At 76.8% G+C, this 16,358-nt stretch carries 18 protein-coding genes; 7 read left to right on the forward strand and 11 right to left on the reverse strand.

The annotated features are described in order from the left end of the window. Nucleotides 1-13 precede the first annotated feature (13 nt). Both PH190_RS28975 and PH190_RS28980 read left to right on the forward strand, forming a co-directional pair. Nucleotides 14-760 carry a tyrosine-protein phosphatase gene (locus PH190_RS28975; protein ID WP_274235011.1) on the forward strand — a complete coding sequence of 249 codons (747 nt, stop codon included), beginning with the start codon at nucleotides 14-16 and terminating at the stop codon, nucleotides 758-760. A 162-nt stretch (nucleotides 761-922) separates the two neighbouring features. Then, nucleotides 923-1,159 (forward strand): hypothetical protein, encoded by a 237-nt coding sequence (locus PH190_RS28980; protein ID WP_274235012.1) that lies wholly within the window; start codon nucleotides 923-925, stop codon nucleotides 1,157-1,159. Here PH190_RS28980 and PH190_RS28985 read toward each other — a convergent pair. Both PH190_RS28985 and PH190_RS28990 read right to left on the reverse strand, forming a co-directional pair. Next, a complete protein-coding gene (locus PH190_RS28985; protein ID WP_274235013.1) occupies nucleotides 1,149-3,077 on the reverse strand; it encodes a homocysteine S-methyltransferase family protein in 1,929 nt (642 codons plus the stop codon). The genes PH190_RS28980 and PH190_RS28985 overlap by 11 nt on opposite strands. Continuing rightward, nucleotides 3,074-4,474 (reverse strand): PucR family transcriptional regulator, encoded by a 1,401-nt coding sequence (locus tag PH190_RS28990; RefSeq protein ID WP_274235014.1) that lies wholly within the window; start codon nucleotides 4,472-4,474, stop codon nucleotides 3,074-3,076. The genes PH190_RS28985 and PH190_RS28990 overlap by 4 nt, the downstream gene beginning before the upstream one ends. 124 nt (nucleotides 4,475-4,598) lie before the next feature. Between PH190_RS28990 and wrbA the strand changes: the two genes are divergently transcribed. Then, nucleotides 4,599-5,216 (forward strand): NAD(P)H:quinone oxidoreductase, encoded by a 618-nt coding sequence (gene wrbA / locus PH190_RS28995; protein ID WP_274235015.1) that lies wholly within the window; start codon nucleotides 4,599-4,601, stop codon nucleotides 5,214-5,216. 34 nt (nucleotides 5,217-5,250) lie between these two features. Next, complete coding sequence (locus tag PH190_RS29000) at nucleotides 5,251-5,874, forward strand: maleylpyruvate isomerase N-terminal domain-containing protein (protein WP_274235016.1); 624 nt, start codon at nucleotides 5,251-5,253, stop codon at nucleotides 5,872-5,874. Nucleotides 5,875-5,913: 39 nt separating this feature from the next. On the opposite strand, the gene PH190_RS29005 is transcribed toward PH190_RS29000, so the two are convergent. Then, nucleotides 5,914-6,627 carry a DUF2267 domain-containing protein gene (locus PH190_RS29005; RefSeq protein ID WP_274235017.1) on the reverse strand — a complete coding sequence of 238 codons (714 nt, stop codon included), beginning with the start codon at nucleotides 6,625-6,627 and terminating at the stop codon, nucleotides 5,914-5,916. A gap of 45 nt (nucleotides 6,628-6,672) precedes the next feature. After that, nucleotides 6,673-7,236 (reverse strand): dimethylsulfonioproprionate lyase family protein, encoded by a 564-nt coding sequence (locus PH190_RS29010; RefSeq protein WP_274235018.1) that lies wholly within the window; start codon nucleotides 7,234-7,236, stop codon nucleotides 6,673-6,675. 27 nt (nucleotides 7,237-7,263) lie between these two features. Between PH190_RS29010 and PH190_RS29015 the strand changes: the two genes are divergently transcribed. Then, complete coding sequence (locus tag PH190_RS29015) at nucleotides 7,264-7,476, forward strand: DUF6458 family protein (protein WP_274235019.1); 213 nt, start codon at nucleotides 7,264-7,266, stop codon at nucleotides 7,474-7,476. Between the two features lie 9 nt (nucleotides 7,477-7,485). Here PH190_RS29015 and PH190_RS29020 read toward each other — a convergent pair whose 3' ends face one another. The 4 genes from PH190_RS29020 to PH190_RS29035 all read right to left on the reverse strand — a co-directional run bounded on the left by PH190_RS29020 (nucleotide 7,486) and on the right by PH190_RS29035 (nucleotide 11,409). Continuing rightward, complete coding sequence (locus PH190_RS29020) at nucleotides 7,486-8,304, reverse strand: ABC transporter permease (protein ID WP_274235020.1); 819 nt, start codon at nucleotides 8,302-8,304, stop codon at nucleotides 7,486-7,488. Beyond that, complete coding sequence (locus PH190_RS29025) at nucleotides 8,301-9,314, reverse strand: ABC transporter ATP-binding protein (protein WP_274235021.1); 1,014 nt, start codon at nucleotides 9,312-9,314, stop codon at nucleotides 8,301-8,303. Before PH190_RS29025 ends, PH190_RS29020 begins: the two co-directional genes overlap by 4 nt. 149 nt (nucleotides 9,315-9,463) lie before the next feature. Next, entirely contained in the window at nucleotides 9,464-11,080 is a 1,617-nt protein-coding gene (gene mdlC, locus PH190_RS29030) for a benzoylformate decarboxylase (protein WP_274235022.1), read from the reverse strand. Between the two features lie 101 nt (nucleotides 11,081-11,181). Then, the gene (locus PH190_RS29035; protein ID WP_274235023.1) at nucleotides 11,182-11,409 is read right to left on the reverse strand and encodes a hypothetical protein; all 228 of its coding nucleotides are present in this window, start codon (nucleotides 11,407-11,409) and stop codon (nucleotides 11,182-11,184) included. Between the two features lie 178 nt (nucleotides 11,410-11,587). Between PH190_RS29035 and PH190_RS29040 the strand changes: the two genes are divergently transcribed. Then, a complete protein-coding gene (locus tag PH190_RS29040; RefSeq protein WP_274235024.1) occupies nucleotides 11,588-12,754 on the forward strand; it encodes an epoxide hydrolase family protein in 1,167 nt (388 codons plus the stop codon). A 70-nt stretch (nucleotides 12,755-12,824) separates the two neighbouring features. On the opposite strand, the gene PH190_RS29045 is transcribed toward PH190_RS29040, so the two are convergent. Continuing rightward, nucleotides 12,825-13,886: a zinc-binding dehydrogenase gene (locus tag PH190_RS29045; RefSeq protein ID WP_274235025.1), complete on the reverse strand. Its 1,062-nt coding sequence runs from the start codon at nucleotides 13,884-13,886 to the stop codon at nucleotides 12,825-12,827. Nucleotides 13,887-13,952: 66 nt separating this feature from the next. Between PH190_RS29045 and PH190_RS29050 the strand changes: the two genes are divergently transcribed. Then, a complete protein-coding gene (locus PH190_RS29050; RefSeq protein ID WP_274235026.1) occupies nucleotides 13,953-14,519 on the forward strand; it encodes a TetR/AcrR family transcriptional regulator in 567 nt (188 codons plus the stop codon). 32 nt (nucleotides 14,520-14,551) lie between these two features. Here the strand turns inward: PH190_RS29050 and PH190_RS29055 are convergent, their stop codons facing one another. Continuing rightward, nucleotides 14,552-15,880 (reverse strand): DNA polymerase IV, encoded by a 1,329-nt coding sequence (locus tag PH190_RS29055; protein ID WP_274235027.1) that lies wholly within the window; start codon nucleotides 15,878-15,880, stop codon nucleotides 14,552-14,554. 4 nt (nucleotides 15,881-15,884) lie between these two features. Then, a complete protein-coding gene (locus PH190_RS29060) occupies nucleotides 15,885-16,352 on the reverse strand; it encodes an HAD family hydrolase (RefSeq protein WP_274235028.1) in 468 nt (155 codons plus the stop codon). Between the last annotated feature and the right edge of the window lie 6 nt (nucleotides 16,353-16,358).

The raw sequence follows: 16,358 nt of genomic DNA on the forward strand, positions 1-16,358 counted from the left end.
AAGGAGACCCGCGGTGTCCGCGACGCGCACGGACCACTCCCCCGACTCCCGCACCGACGTCACCCGGCACCTCGCCAACCTCCGCGACGTCGGCGGCATGGCCACCGTCGACGGCGGCCGGACCCGGCCCGGCGTGCTGTGGCGGGCCGACGCGCCGCTCGCCGGCGACGACACCGTCGGGCCCGGCGGGCTCGCCTGGCCGCCGGGCAGCGTCGTCGACCTGCGCAACCCCGCCGAGCTCCGCGACCCGCACCCGCTGCCCGCCCTCGGCGCCGAGCTGACCTCCCTGCCGCTGATCGAGGCCCTCGCCCCAGCCGAGCAGGCCCGCGGACGCCGGGGCGAGCTCGGCGTCGACGAGCTCTACCTGCTGCTCGTGCGCATCGGCGAGGCGTGGCTGCCCCAGCTGTTCGGGGTCGCGGCGCACGGGCCGGGCCCGGTGCTCGTGCACTGCGCGGCGGGCAAGGACCGCACCGGCGTCGCCGTCGCCCTGCTGCTGCGCGCGGCCGGCGTCGACCGCGCCACCGTGGCCGCCGACTTCGCCGCCACCAACGACCACCGCGTCGCCCTGCGCGACCGGCTCGTGGCCCAGGGCGCCGTCGACCCGGGCGTCGAGGCGAGCCGGATCGGGGTCACGCCCGCGCACCTCGACCCGGTGCTCGACCTCGTCGACGACGACCCGCGCGCCCCGCTGCGCGAGGCGGGCGTGTCCGACGCGGACATCGAGGCCTGGCGCGCTCGGCTGGTCGAGGGACCGGCCTAGGGCCATCCGGAGGCACCGCCCCGGCACGCTGTGGCGGGCCACAACGGTGCCGTCGTGATCTCTGTGGGCGGGCACAGTGCCCGGCCGAGCGCCGGCCCGAAGACTGGAGGTCATCCCGGGCCCCCGCCCGGTGGCGCCGAAGCAGACCTCGAGGTGACGACGATGGACGCCCCGACGACGTGCCCGTGCTGCGGGGTCGTGGTCATGCCCCCCGAGATGTCCTACGACTTCGACGGCGAGACCGTCGCGTCGCTGACGCGCGAGGTGGCCTACCTGCGCGCCACCGTCGCCCGCCTGCGCGGCGTCGCCCGGCCCACGGTGCTGCCCCTGCCGCGCACCGGCCGCGCCGTGGACACCGCCGCCGACACCGTCGTCGAGACCGAGGCCGTCAGCGCCTGACCCGCCCGCCGGCCGCCGCGCGCAGCCGCGCGAGGGCGGTCGCCGGATCCGGCCCGGGCCAGCGCACGACGACGCCCTCGACCAGGTCGGCGGCCTCCGCCACCAGGTCGGCCGCGAGCGCCAGCCCCGTGTCGGCGGCGTCGGGTCCGTCGCCGGCGCGGCGCATCGGCTCGACCACGGCCTCCGGCACGACGACGTCGGGCACCTCGTGGTGCAGGTGCTCGGCCTGGGCGTAGCCCGTCAGCGCCCCGACCGACGCGAGCACCGGGACACGCCGCCCCGCCGCCTCCAGGGTCTCGACGACCGCCCGCAGCCGCTCGAGCTCGAACACCGGGCGCGTCACGAGGAACTCCGCGCCGGCCTCGACCTTCGCGACGGCCCGCTCGGCCTCGTGGGCGAGGTCCTCGGCGCCGGGCGTGACCCGGGCACCGAGGCGGAACGCGGTCGGCGTGCCCAGCTCCGCGCCATCGGCGTCGACCCCGCGGTTGAGCCCGGCCGCGAGCCGCAGGAGCGCGAGCCCGTCGACCTCCCACACGCCGTCGCGGACGGCCTGCTCGGCGTGCACCGGCGGGTTGCCCGTCTCGCAGACGAGCGTGTGCAGGCCCAGCGCGTGCAGCCCGAGCAGGTCGGCCTGCAGCGCGAGCATGCTGGTCTGCCAGCTCGTGACGGTCAGGACGGTGTCGACGTCGACGCGGTCGTGCAGGTGCACCCCGAGCGCGGCGGTGCTCGTGCTGGCGCGCCGCGTCCGCGGCCGGCTGACCCACAGCACCGACGCGCCCCCGGCGACGGCGCGGCGGGCGCGGGCGAGGTGCTCGTCGGGGCCGCCGGCGCCCGCGACCTCCGCGGCGACGAGGAAGTCCCGGCCCGACCGGCGCGGGCGCAGCCAGCGCTCCACCGCCCCGCGCCCGGGGCCGGCGCCGTCGGCGGTGTGGTCGGCGGTCTCGTCCGGGACGGGGGCGGGTGCGGCGCGCCGGCGGGGTGCGGGCGGGGCGCCCGGGTCCGGCGGGCTCGCCGGCGGGGACCAGGCGTCGTGGGTGGTCAGCGCCCGCGCGGCCGCCGCGATGTGCTCGGGCGTCGTGCCGCAGCAGCCCCCGACGAGGCGCGCGCCGGCCTCGACGTAGCGCAGCACGTAGCGCGCGAAGTGCTCGGCGTCGCCGGCGAAGCGCACGCTGCGGTCGGCGACGACGTGCGGCAGCCCGGCGTTGGGCTGGGCGGAGAGCACCGGGCCGTCGGTCGGGCCCATCCGGCGCACGACGTCGAGCAGGCCCTGGGGGCCGAGGGTGCAGTTGGTGCCGATCGCGACCGCGCCCGCCCCGGCCAGGCGCGCGACGACGTCCGCGGGCGACTCGCCGGCCGTGGTGACGTGCCCGGCGTCCTCGTCGACGAACGTGGCCTGGGCGACGACGGGCAGGTCGGTCACCTCGCGGACCGCCTCGACGGCGGCGAGCAGCTCGTCGGCGCGGCTGAAGGTCTCGAGCACCACGAGGTCGACGCCGCCCTCGGCGAGCGCCTCGACCTGCTCGCGGACCGCGGCCGCGGCCCGTGCGGGGTCGGCGGGCGCGGCCTGGCCGGGCGGGGTCACCGGCGACACGGACCCGGCGACCCAGGCCGGACGGCCCGCCCCGTCGCGCACCGCGGCGGCGAGCCGGGCGCCCGCGAGGTTGATCTCCCGGACGCGGCGGGCGAGCCCGTGGCGCTCGAGGCGGGGCCGCGAGGCGGCGAAGGTGTGGGTCTGGAGGACGTCGGCCCCGGCGGCGAGGTAGCGCTCGTGCAGCGCCGTGACCAGCTCCGGCGCGACGACGCAGAGCTCGGCCCCGTGGCCCTCGACCCGCCCGCCGCTGGCCCGGGCCAGCGTGCCCATCGCGCCGTCGGCGAGCAGCACGCGGCGCGCCAGCGCGTCGGTGAAGGACTCGCTCACGCCTCCATCTCCCCGAGGATCTCCAGCGCCACCTGCGCGGCGAGGCGGTCGCGGTAGGCGTCGAGGTCGAGCCCGCTCTGCTCCTCGGCGCGCCGCAGCCGGTAGCCGACGGTGTTGGGGTGGACGTTGAGGGCCTTGGCGACCCGCTGGGGGCTGCCGTCCTCGAGGAAGTAGCGGGCGAGGGTGCGCAGCAGCTCGACGGTGCGCTCGGAGCGGTCGGTCGCGAGCCGGCCGAGCACCTCGTGGGCGAAGGCGCGGGCCGCCTCGGGGTCGGGGATCTGGAGCAGCAGGCGGTGCACGCCGAGGTCGTCGAAGCGCAGCACCCGGCCGCTGCGCCCGAGGCGGCGGGCGGCGACGAGGGTGCGGCGGGCCTGGTCGTAGGAGGTGGCGATCTCGCCGGGCTCGCGGACGGTGCCGCCGACGGCGACGGTGACCGGCCAGTGCGCGTCCGGGTCGGGCACGCGGCCGCGCGCGAGGCGGCGGGCGCAGGCGGCCCCGACGGCCCCCGGGTCGGCGGCCTCGGGGACGACGGCGACGGTCTCGGTGTCGCGGACGACGGTCAGCGCGGTGGGGGCGGCGGCGAGCAGGTGCTCCTCGGCGTCGCCGAGCAGGCTCGCGGGCCCGGCCCCGTGGGCGGCGTCGTCGTCGGGCGACACGACGACCACGCGGTGCGCGACGCCGTGGTCGTAGCCGAGGTGCTCGGCCCACTGGGCGGCCTGGTCGGCGTCGCGGGCGCGGTCGAGCAGGAGCCCCGAGACGAGGTCGCCGCGCACCTGGCCGGCGGCGGTGGCGAGCACGCGGTCGCGCCCGGCGAGGACACCGACCACGGTCGCGGCGTGCTCGGCGACCAGCAGCAGGGCGTCGTCGCCGGCGAGGGCGTCGGGGCGGTCGCGGGCGGTGGTGTCCTCCTCGGCGAGCACGAACGCGGGCACCTCGCGGCCGAGCAGCACCGGGGCGACGACCTGGACGAGGTGGCCGGGGCCGGGCACCCGCAGCGCGCGGCCGACGCCCGCGGCGACGTCGAGGGTGCGCGGCCACACGGCGGTGCGGGCCTCGGCGCGGACCAGGGCGGACGCCTCGGCGGGGCCCGTGCCCGGCGCGGCCGCGGCGAGCACCTCGCCGGCGGGGCCGACGACGGCGGCGAGCACCCCGAGCTCCCCGGCCATCACGGTCGTCACCGCCTGGGCGTCCGCGGCGGGCCCGGCGACGAGGCCCGAGAGCCGGCGGTAGAGCCCGACCAGGCCGCGCGGGGCGGTGTCCGGGGCGGTCGTCGGGGCGGTGTTCGGGGCCGTGTCCGGGGCCGTGTCCGGGGCCGTGTTCGGGGGCGTGCTCGAGGGCGTGTCCGGGGCGGCGTCCGGGCGCGCGGGGGCGATCGCCCGCGCCTCGCCCGTCGTCACACCTTCATCCTGCTATGCGACGGCGCCGCGTGCGGCCCGTCGTCGCCGGGAGCGGCGGGACCCGGCGCGGCCGCACACCCCCGGACGGGTCATGATCGGGGCCCACACCGACCCGGGAGGACCCGTGACCGAGCCGTCCGGCAGGGCGCCGCGCATCGCCGTCGTCTTCTACTCCGCGACCGGGAACGTGGCCGCGCTCGCCGAGGCCCTCGCCGAGGGTGCGCGGGAGGCGGGCGCCGAGACCCGCGTGCGGCCGGTCGCCGAGCGCGCGCCGCGCGAGGCGATCGAGGCCAACCGGCGGTGGAAGGCGTGGGTCGACGACAACCCGTACGACACGCTCGCCTCGCTCGACGACCTGGAGTGGGCCGACGGCCTCGCGCTGGGCAGCCCGACGCGGTTCGGCAACAGCGCCGAGCAGCTCAAGGCGTTCCTCGACACCACCGGCGGCCTGTGGGCGCAGGGCAAGCTCGCGGGCCTGGTGGGGACGTCGTTCACCAGCGCCTCGACGGGCCACGGCGGGCTCGAGGCGACGATCCTGTCGATGAACAACGTGCTCTACCACTGGGGCGCGCTGGTCATGCCGCTCGGCTACGCCGCCGACCCGTCGCTGATGTCGTCGGGCAACCCGTACGGCGCGTCGTGGGTGTCGCGGAAGTCGGCCGCCCCCGACGACGACGCCCTGCTCGCCGCCCGCGTCCAGGGCACCCGCCTCGCCCAGGTGGCCGCCAAGCTGATCAGCTGACCGTCGTATGTGAGTGATTTTCCCGGCTATAGCCGTGAAGATCGCTCACATGATGGAGGGGTACGCCGAGGCCGCGGCGGCGGTCACCGAGCTGGTCGGGCGGATACCGGACGAAGCGTGGGACGGCCCCGGGCTCGGGGAGTGGGACCTGCGGGCGCTGGTCGGGCACGCGAGCCGGTCGTTCGTGACCGTGCTGACCTACCTGGACCGGCCCGCCGACACCGAGGACGTCGACTCGCCGGAGGGCTACTACGCCGTGCTGCCGGCGCTCACCGGCGGAGGCATCGATGCGGCCTCGGTCGCGCGGCGCGGGCGGGACGCGGGCCTCGCGCTCGGCGACGACCCGGCCGCGGCCTTCGCCGCGCTCGCGGAGCGGGCGGTGGCCGCGGCGCGGGCCGCCGATCCCGACATGCTCATCACGACGATCGTGGGCGGCCTGCGCTTCGCGTCGTACCTGCCGACCCGCACGATCGAGCTGGTCGTGCACGGGGACGACATCGCCGCCGCCACGGGCCTCGACGTCACCTTCTCGACGCACACGACGACCCAGGTGGCGACGGTGCTCGCCCGCACCGCCGTCCGCCTGGGCCACGGTGCGCTGCTCCTGCGCGCCCTCACCGGCCGCGCGGACCTCCCGCCGGGCTTCTCGGTGGTCTAGGTGCGTGATCTCCTGAGCTCAGGAGATCACGCACGGAGGTCAGGCCGCCGAGCCCACCGTGGTGACGAGGTCGTCGAAGCGGGCGGCGAGGTCGAGGTCGATCGCCGTCACGACCTCCTGGCGCTCGGAGCGCGCCCGCACGGTCAGGGAGGTCGGCGTGCGCTCGACGATGCGCAGTCGCTGGCCGGCGTCGCGCTCGACGCCGCGCAGGCGCTCGAGCAGCAGGTCGAGGTGCTCCGAGGGCAGCTCGACGGTGCGCTGGATGCCCGTGAGGTCCCCCGACCACGAGGTCAGCTCCTGGGCCAGCACCCGCTCGAGCTCGTCGGCGTCGACGGGCTGCGGGCGGCCCTGCGCGCCCTCGGACGCGGCGTCGGGCGGGACGGTCGGGCCGCCGCCCCGCAGGTCGGCGGGCAGCACGCGCGCGATCCTCTCGCCGAGGTCGGCGTCCTCGGCCGCGAGCTGGCCGGTGACCGCGGTCAGCGCGTAGCGGGCGCGCTCGGCCGGCCAGCCGGTGCGGCGTCCCACCTGCTCGACGAGGTCGGCCTCGCCCGGCGCGCCGCCGTGGCTCGGGTGGTCCACCCCGGACTCCTGCTCGAGGAGGTTCGGCAGGGCCTGCGCGAGGGCGTCGCGGTCGTCGTCGGACAGGTGGTCGGCCAGCGTGGCGAGCACGGCGTCGGCCGCGCGGCGGGCGTCGTCGGTGTCGGCGAAGCCACCTCGGGTGGCCACGCCCGCGAGGAACTCCTGGTGTCGCATGGGATCGGGCCTACCCGCCGGTCCGGCGCGGCACGCCCGTGGTGATCAGCAGAAGGCGGACGGGGTGGCGACCTCGCCGGTCCAGACGTAGGCGAGCAGCGCGGGGCGCTCGCCGGTCGTCATCGCGTGGGGCTGCCACGACGCGTGGTGGACGAGGACACCGGCCGGCCCGACCCCGTGGAGCCAGCGGATCGTCGCCGCCGGCAGGTAGAACTCCTCGGCGGGGTGGTGGTGCGGCGGGTAGTGCACCCCCGGCCCGAGCATCAGGAGCCCCACCGCCACGTCGGCCCCGGACGCCAGCGTCGCGTGGGCGTAGCCGTCGAGGAAGCCGGGCCCGGGCGGCTCGCGCACGTAGGACGCGGTCTGCGTCCAGTCCGCGCCCGCCGCGAGCGGGCCGAGGACGGCGGCGAGCTCGCCGTCCACCTCCTCGCGGGCCCGGGCCACGGCGTCGTCGAGGTGGGCGAGCACGGCGAGGTCCCCGACAGGACCGTCCGGCGCCACGGCCATCGCCCGGTCCAGGGCCGCGGCCTGCCGGAGGTACCCCTGGTCCGCCAGCACCGCCCGCAGGCGCTCGACCAGCACCGCGAGCGGCTCCGCCCCCGGCGTCACGAGGCCCGGCGGCGGGTAGAGACCGGCATGCGCATCGGTTCGAGCATCGCCCTCATCGCCATCGGTCTCATCCTCGCCCTCGCCGTCAACTTCTCCCTGAGCGGCATCGACATCCAGCTGGTCGGGTGGATCCTCGTCGTCGTCGGGATCATCGGGCTCGTCGTCAGCGTCGCCGTCGCCCGGCGGGCGCGCACCGTCGTCCGCCGCGAGGACGGTCTCCCGCCCACCCGGGGGCTCTGAACACGGCCGTCAGTCGATCGCGCGCCGCACGAAGCCCCGGATGCCGATGGCCCCGAACAGGGCGCACGACACGAGGAGCGCGAGCAGGCAGATCCATCCCGCGAGGTGCGGCACCGACGGCGTCAGCGCGCCGCGCAGCCCCTCGGAGACGTAGGTGATCGGGTTGAGCGCGCAGATGACCTGGAACCAGCGCAGGTTCCCGAGCTGCAGGAACGGGAACTGTGTCGAGCCCGTGAACAGCAGCGGCGTGATCACCACCGCGAACACCACGTTGATCCGCCGGGGCGAGACGAGCGTACCGATGACGAGGCCCGCCGCCCCGCCGGCCAGCGACCCGAGCACGAGCAGCAGGGCGGCGAGCGGCAGCCCGGCGAGGTCCCAGGCCACCTCGTCGAGCACCAGGTAGCCGACGGGGATCATCACCAGCGAGCCGAACAGGCCCCGCAGCGCCCCGAACACGATCTTCTCGACGGCCACCAGCCGCGTCGAGAGCGGCGCGAGCAGCCGGTCCTCGATCTCCTTGGTGTACGAGAAGTCGATGACCAGCGGCAGCGCCGTCGCCTGCACGGCGACGAAGAACGCGTTGAGGGCCAGCAGCCCGGGCAGCAGCAGCTGGGCGTAGCCCGGCGTCACGTAGCCGAGCTGGCCCAGTACCACGCCGAACACGAACAGCAGGAAGAACGGCTGCACCAGCACCTGGCTGATGAAGCTGCCGAACTCCTTGCCGGTGACCGCGAGGTCGCGGCCCAGCACCCCGAGGAACGCGCGGCCCTGGCCGGGCCCGGCCTGCCGCGGTGCGGTGCGGGGTGCGGCGGTGGGGGCACTCATCGCAGTCCCCTCCCGGTCAGGTCGATGAAGACGTCCTCGAGCGTCGGCTCGCCGAGATCGACCTCGGACACCGTCGCGCCCGCGTCGGCCACCGCCCCGAGCACCGGGGCGAGCACCGCGCCCGCCTCGCCGTCGCAGCGCACCCGCAGGTGGGTGTCGGGCCGCTCGCCGGTGAGGTCCTCCACCCCGGCGATGCCGCGGACCGCGTCGATGCGCCCGCGCAGGGTCGCGACGTCGGCGCCGGTGAGCGTCAGGTCGATGGTGGCCTCGCCCGGCAGGGCCGCGACCAGCGCCGACGGGGTGTCGAGGGCGAGCAGCCGGCCGTGGTCGACGATGCCCACCCGGTCGGCGAGCTTGGCCGCCTCGTCCATGTCGTGGGTGGTGAGCACGACCGTCACGCCCGACGCCGCGAGCTCCGCGACCCGGTCGTGCACGAACAGGCGCGCCTGCGGGTCGAGCCCCGTCGACGGTTCGTCGAGGAACAGCACCCGCGGGTCGTGCATGAGGCCGCGCGCGATGATCAGCCGCTGCGCCTGCCCGCCGGAGAGCTCGTCGGGGTTGGTGGTCGCCTTGTCCGCGAGGCCCATCCGCTCGAGCAGCTCGTCGGCGAGCGCGCGCCGCCGCGCCCGGGGCACCCCGTGGTACGCGGCGTGCCACACGAGGTTGCCGCGGGCGTCGAGCGACCGGTCGAGGTTCGGTCGCTGCGGCACGACGCCGAGCACCGCGCGGGCGGCGACCGGGTCGGCGCTGACGTCGATGCCCGCCACCGTCGCGCGCCCCGAGGTCTTGGTGACCCGCGTGGTGAGGACGCCGACCGTGGTGGTCTTGCCCGCGCCGTTCGGCCCGAGCAGCCCGAACACCTCGCCGCGCCGCACCGCGAAGCTCAGCCCGTCGACCGCGGGCCTGCTGCTGCGCCCGTAGCGCTTGACGAGATCCGCCACCTCGACGGCCGGCTCCGCGTCGTCCGCGGTGGCCGGCCGTGCGGGCAGCGTGGTGGTCTGCGAGCTCACCGCTGTCCTCCCCCGGGCGCCGCGTGCGGGCGCCCGATCGACGCTACGCCGGGCCCCCGACAGCCCTCTCGTCGATTCTCGTCCTCGGTGGTCGTGGTCACGCGGTGCAGGCTCGGACCTCGACGACGGTGGAGGTCAAGCGCGGGGGATCACGCGCTGCCCGACGGCGGCACCCGCACGTGCACCAGGCGGGGTCCCGGACCCGCGAAGCCGCGCCGCACGGCCGCTCGCAGCTCCTCGACGGTGCCGACGCTCTCGGCCGGCACCCCGTAGGCCGCCGCGAGCGCGAGGTGGTCGAGCTCGGGGAGGTCGAGGCCGGGCACCTTGGGTGTCTGCTCGCGTGCCGCAAACCACTTGAGGATCGCGTACTCCTGGTTGTCGAGGACCAGCACCGTGACCGGGACCTGCAGGGACGCCGCCGTCGCCAGCGCCTGCACCGTGTACTGCAGCGACCCGTCGCCGATCGCGGCGAGCACCGGGCGCGCCGGCTCGGCGAGCCCCACCCCGACCGCGGCCGCGAGCCCGAAGCCGAGCCCGCCCGACGCGGTGAAGTACGAGCTGCCGGGCCGCGTGATCGGCAACCGCGCCTGCTGGGTCGCGCGGTGCGACGGGGCCTCGCTGACCAGCACCGCGTCCTCCGGCCACTCCGCCGCGAGCGCGGTGAACACCTCCTCGGCGGTCAGCAGTCCCTCGCCCGCCGAGCGGGGCGCGTCGAGGGCCGCCGGCTGCGGCGGGGCCGCGCGGTCGGCCGGCCCCGTCCCGACGCGCTCGAGCAGCGCGCGCACCGTCAGCGTCGGGTCGGCGACGACGGCGTCGCCCATCGGCGCGCGGGCGGCCTGGTCGTGGTCGGCGGTGACGTGCAGCAGCCGCGTCCCCTCGGGCAGGAACGGGCCCGGCACGTAGGGGTAGTAGCGGAACACCGCGGCGCCGACGACGAGCACGACGTCGAACGGCCCGAGGGCCTCGGCGACCGGGGCGATGGCCATCGGCAGGGCGCCCTGGAACAGGCGGTGGTCGGTGGGGAAGCCGACCCGGCCCTCGACGGGTGGGGCGAACACGGCGGCGTCGAGGCGCTCGGCGAGCGCGACCGCGTCGTGGAAGCCGCCGGTCGCGTCGACGTCGCCGCCCACGACGAGCGCCGGGGCCCGGGCGGCGTCGAGGGCCTCGACGAGCGCGTCCAGACCGGTCGGGTCGGGCGCGGCGCGCTGGTGGACCCGACGCCCGGCGACGAGGCCGGCGGGCTCGGTGGACGGGTCGAGCTCGGCGTCCCAGTCGTCCATCGGGATCGACACGAAGACCGGGCCCCACGGCGGGCTCGTGGCGATGTGGATCGCGCGGGCGAGGACGGCGGGGACGTCCTGCGGGCGCGCCGGCTCGAGCGAGAGCTTCACCGCGGGGCGCGGCAGGGTCGTCGCGTCCGGGTTGGTGAGCAGCGCCTCGAGGTTGAGCATGGGCCGGACCTGCTGGCCGGCGGTGACGACGAGCGGCGCGCCGTTGGCGGCCGCGTTGACCAGGGCACCGACGGCGTTGCCGACGCCCGGCGCGGTGTGCAGGTTGACCAGCGCCGGGCGTCCGCCGGCCTGGGCCCAGCCGTCGGCCATGCCCACGACCGCGGCCTCCTGGAGGCCGAGCACGTAGCGGAAGTCGTCGGGGAGGTCGGCGAGCATGGGGAGCTCGGTGGAGCCCGGGTTGCCGAACACGGTCGTCATGCCGTGGGCTCGGAACACCTCGAGCGAGGCCTCCCGGACCGTGGGTCCGCTCGCCATCCGTGGCTCCCGTCGATCGTCGCCGTGTCCGATCGCGGGAGTACCCCGGTCGCTGAGGGCCATCCCGGTGGCGGTGGGGGGATCCGCCGTCGGGACGGCCCTCAGCGCGGGCTGTGCAGGCGCGAGATCCGGATGAGCACGTCGGGCAGGCCGTCGCCGTCGAACTCGCGGCGCATCTCCTCGGCGCGCAGGGTCGCCTCCACGCCCTCGTACGGACCGTGCGCGTCGAGCTCGCCGGTCTCCGGATCGAAGATCAGGACGACGTAGCCGTCGCACTCGTCCAGGTCCGCCGCCGCGGCGAGCAGGGCCGCGGATCGATCGTTCATCATGCTGATCACCTCCACCTCGTGCATCGCCACGATGAGGCCCCGCGTGACACCTCGGCAGGGAATTGGCTCGTTCGGGTCATGAACTCCAGCCGTCGGCGTGTCGCACCACTGCGCGACCATCGCCGGATCGGACGCATCGCCCGGCGGCCGTCCGGCGGCGTGGATACGGTGATCTCCCGTGGCCGCTGACGCTCCCGTGCCCGCCGGCGATCCGGCCGTCGAGGTCGTGCCGTTCGTCCTCGACGTGCCCGAGGAGCAGCTCGCTGACCTGCGAGAACGCCTGCGGCGCGTCCGTCTGCCCGAGCCCGCGACCGATCCGTCGCAGGGCATCGGCCTCGACGCGGTCGGCGAGCTCTGCCGCGCCTGGCTCGAGGAGCACGACTGGCGCCGCGTCGAGGACGAGCTCAACCGACGTGGTCAGTTCCGCACCGCGATCGATGGGCTCGGGATCCACTTCCTGCACGTACGGTCACCGCGACGTGACGCTCGGCCACTGCTCGTCACCCACGGGTGGCCCGGCTCGGTGGTCGAGGTCCTCGACGTCCTGGACGCCCTCGTCGACCCCGGCGACGGTCCCGACGGTCAGGCGCTGCCCGCCTTCCACGTCGTCGCGCCCTCGCTGCCGGGCTACGGGTTCAGCGACAAGCCGACCGGTCCCGGGTGGGGCGTCGAGCGCATCGCCGACGCCTGGGCGGGGCTCATGGGACGGCTGGGCTACGACCGCTTCCTCGCCCAGGGCGGCGACTGGGGCGCGATGGTCACGACCGCGCTCGCCGTCCGGCACCCCGACCGCGTCGCGATGATGCACACGACGATGCCGATGGCGCGGCGCCCCGAGGGGTTCGACGACTCCGCCCTGTCGGACACCGAGCGGCAGTGGCTCGCCGGGGTGCAGGAGTTCCGCCGGGTCGGCTCGGGCTACTCGGCCCAGCAGCGCACCCGGCCCCAGACGCTGGGCTACGGCCTCGTCGACTCCCCCGCGGGCCAGCTCGCCTGGATCGCCGAGAAGTTCGTCGCCTGGACCGACGGCGACGGCTTCGGCGGCGTGCCCCGCGACCGGGTCCTCGACAACGCGGCGATCTACTGGCTCACCGCGTCCGGGGCCTCGTCGGCGCGGCTGTACTGGGAGAGCTTCGGGGGCACCGACGTCGACTCCCCGGTGACCGTCCCGAGCGCGGTCTCGATCTTCCCCGCCGAGATGGCCAAGCCGCCGCGGGCCTGGGTCGAGGCGCGCTTCCGCGACCTGCGGCACTGGAACGTCCTGCCCACCGGCGGGCACTTCGCCTCGCTCGAGGTCCCGGGCGACTTCGTCGACGAGCTGCGCACGGCGTTCGCGCGGGCCTGAGTTCGCAGCGCGCCTGAGTTCGCAGCGAACGGGTATCTCGCTGCTTCTACGCGCGCGAAGTCCCCGTCGATCACGGGCGCACGACGATCTTCCCCACGCGCTCGGCGACCGCGAACTCCTCCTGGGCGGTGTGGATCGCCGCCAGCGGGTGGGACGCGGTGACCAGCGGGCGGACCCGCCCCGCGCGGGCGTCGGCGACGAGCTCGTCGAAGTGCGCCGGCGTGTGCATCGAGGAGCCGACGAGGCTGACGTTGTGCAGGTAGAGCCGGCGCAGGTCGAGGTCGACCCGCGCGCCGGCGATCGCGCCCGCCACGACCCACCGGCCGCCGTCGCGCACGTGCTCGAGCAGCGCCGGCAGGAGCGCCCCGCCGACGACGTCCACGACGGCGTCGAGCGGACCGCCCGCGGCCGCGCGCACGGCGGCGGCGACCACGGCCGCGTCGGGGCCCCGGTGCACGACGGCCACCGCACCGGCCGCGCGCACGGCCTGCTCCTTGGCCGGCGCGGTGAGCGCCACGACACGCGCGCCCCGCGCCGTCGCCAGCTGCACCGCCGCCAGGCCGACGCCGCCCGAGGCGCCGGTGACGAACACGGTCTCGCCCGCGCCGATCCCGCCGCGCGCGAGCATCCCCGCCGCGGTCCCGGACGCGACGGGCAGGGCCGCGAGCTCCTCGTCGGACAGCGGGGAGCCGGTGACGTCGTGCGCGCGCCCGTCGGCGACCACGACGTACTGCGCGAACCCGCCGTCGGCCTCGCTGCCCAGCAGGCCGACCGGGCTCGCGTCGGGACCGGGGCCGTCGTAGAACGCCGGGTCGACGAGCACCCGCCGGCCGACCCGGGCGGGGTCGACGCCCTCGCCGACGGCCACGACCTCGCCGGCGATGTCCCCGCCCTGGATGCGCGGGAAGTCGACGGGCCCGCGCCACCCGGCGAGCGCGTCGGGGTCGCCGGGCAGGCCGTAGGCGCCCTGCCGGGTCCAGATGTCGGTGTTGTTCAGCGCCGCCGCGCCCACGCGCACGAGCACCTCGCCCGCGCCGGGCCGCGGCACGTCGACCTCGCGGACCTCCAGCAGCTCCGGGCCCCCGAAGCCGGTGAGCACCGCGGCCTGCATCGTCTCCGGCACCGCCGCCATGACCCCTCCTCGACTACACTGACCTGTGAACATCCGCCAAGGTACACAGATCTGTGAGATCCCGCCATGACGACGACCCTCACGCCGGGGGCCCGGCGCATCCTCGAGGTCGCCTCCGAGCTCTTCTACGCCCACGGCATCCACGCGGTCGGCGTGGACACGATCGCGGCCGAGTCGGGGGTCACCAAGCGCACGCTCTACGACCGCTTCGGGTCGAAGGACGAGCTCGTCGCCGCCTACCTGCGCGCGCGTGACGAGCGCTGGCGGGCGCGGGTCACCGCCGCCGTCGAGGCCGAGACCGACCCGGTGCGCCGGGCGCTCGCGCCGTTCGTGGTGCTCGAGGCGTGGATGGTCGACGCCGACCGCGGCTGCGCGTTCGTCAACGCCTTCGCCGAGCTCGACCGCGCCGACCACCCCGGCCGCGCGGTCATCGACGACGAGAAGCGCTGGCTGCGCGAGCTGTTCGCGACCGAGCTGGCGCGGGCGGGGCTGACCGACCCCGACCTCGCGCTCCAGCTGCTCGTCCTGCACGAGGGCGCGATGGTCGCCTCCGCCGCCGCGGCGACCCCGGACGCCCCGCGCGTGGCCACGGCGGCCGCCCGGGCGCTCGTGGGGTGCGCTCCGCGCAGGTGAGCAGAAAGGAGTGCTGGAGCACGCTGTTCTGCTCACCTGCCGAAGGCACCGAGCGGGTCGGCGCGGCTGAGGGCCGGGTCGTCGGCGCGGAAGGTGCGGGCGCGGCCGGGGCCGGTCGTGGCGGTCTCGAACCGCACGGTGACGCGGCCGTGCCCGGCGCCCTGCACCCAGCCGTGGCCGTGCTCGGGATGGGCGACGTCGTCGCCGGTGCGCCACTCGCGTCCCGGCTCGGGCTCCTCGGGCGCCTCCACCGGGACCGATGCCGGCGCCGGCGCCGACGCCGGGGTGGGCGACGATGCGGGCGCGCCGGGGAAGAGCGCCTCCTGCACCGCGGTCGTCAGCCCGGAGAACGAGACGCCGACGAGCCGGACGCCGGCGTCGGGCAGCGCGGCGACGGCGAGGCGCTGGGCGGTGTCGGTGAGGGTCGCGAGGTCGGTGGTGGCGTCGGCGTGGGTCTCGGCCCGGCTCGTCGTCCCGAACGACGCGCTGCGGATCTTCACGCTGACCGTGCGCGCCGCCCGGTGCGAGGCGACCAGGCGCCGGTGCGCGCCCTCGGCCAGCTCGGCGACGGCCGCCCGCACGGCGCCGAGGTCCGAGAGGTCCTCGTCGAACGTCGTCTCCGCGCTGACCTGCTTCGCCTCGCCCCGCTCCACCAGCGGGCGGTCGTCGAGCCCGCGCGCGAGCCGGTGCAGACCGGTGCCGACGGCCGCGCCGAGCAGGGCCGTGACGTCGGCGAGGTCCATCGCGGCGAGCGCGGCCACGGTCTCGACGCCGCTGCGGTGCAGCGTGGCCTCGGCGACCGGCCCGATGCCCCACAGCGCACGCACCGGCAGCGGGTCGAGCAGCGCGCGCTCGCCACCCTGGGCGACGACGTGGACACCGTCGGGCTTCGCGAGCCCCGACGCGATCTTGGCGACCTGCTTGCCCGAGCCCGCGCCGACCGACACCGCGAGCCCCGTCTCGGAGCGGACCTCCGTCCGCAGCCGGTCGGCGAAGGCGCGCACGTCGTCGGCGTCGGCGTCGGCGAGCGCCTCGGGCTCGGCGAACGTCTCGTCGTAGGCGATCTGCTCGAGCACCGGCGCCCACGCCCGCACGACGCCGAAGAACCGCTCGGAGAGCACCCGGTAGAGCGCGGTGCGCGGGGGCAGCGCCGTGGCGTGCGGGCACAGCCGGCGCGCCTGGCCCATCGGCATCGCCGACCGGGCCCCGTACGCCTTGGCCTCGCCGCTGGCACCGGCCACGATCCCGCGCGGCCCGAGCCCGCCGACGAGCACCGGGCGCCCGCGCAGCGTCGGGCGGGTCAGCTGCTCGGCCGACGCGAAGAACGAGTCGAGGTCGAGGTGCAGGACCCAGCGGGGCACGTGCTCAGGATGCCCCGAGCGCCCACAGCTCGTCCGGGTGCTCGAGCACGACGCGCGCCCCGGCCTCGCGCAGCGCCGCGGGCCGCGTGCCGCCCCAGGCCACGCCGATCGCCAGGAGGTCGTGGGCGAGCGCGGCCGCGATGTCGGCGGGGCCGTCGCCGAGCATCGGGGTGCCGGGCGCCGCCGCGGTGATCCCCAGCCCGAGCAGCGCCTCGCCCACCACGGCGGTCTTGCCCGCGTCGACGCCGTCGGGCCCGCGGCCGGCGACGCTGTCGACACACCGGAGCAGCCCCAGCTCGTCGAGCACCCGGCGCGCCACCCGCGTCGACGCCGACGTGGCCACGGCCAGCGGCACCCCGCGCGCGTGCAGGCCCTCGACCAGCCCGACCACACCCTGCGCGGGCCGGGTGGTGCCGGGGACGGTGAGCGTGCCGTCGAGGTCGAGCACGACGGCGGGGAACGGGGGCGTCACGGTCCC

This window comes from Actinomycetospora straminea, from assembly GCF_028737255.1.
GTDB lineage: Bacteria > Actinomycetota > Actinomycetes > Mycobacteriales > Pseudonocardiaceae > Actinomycetospora > Actinomycetospora straminea.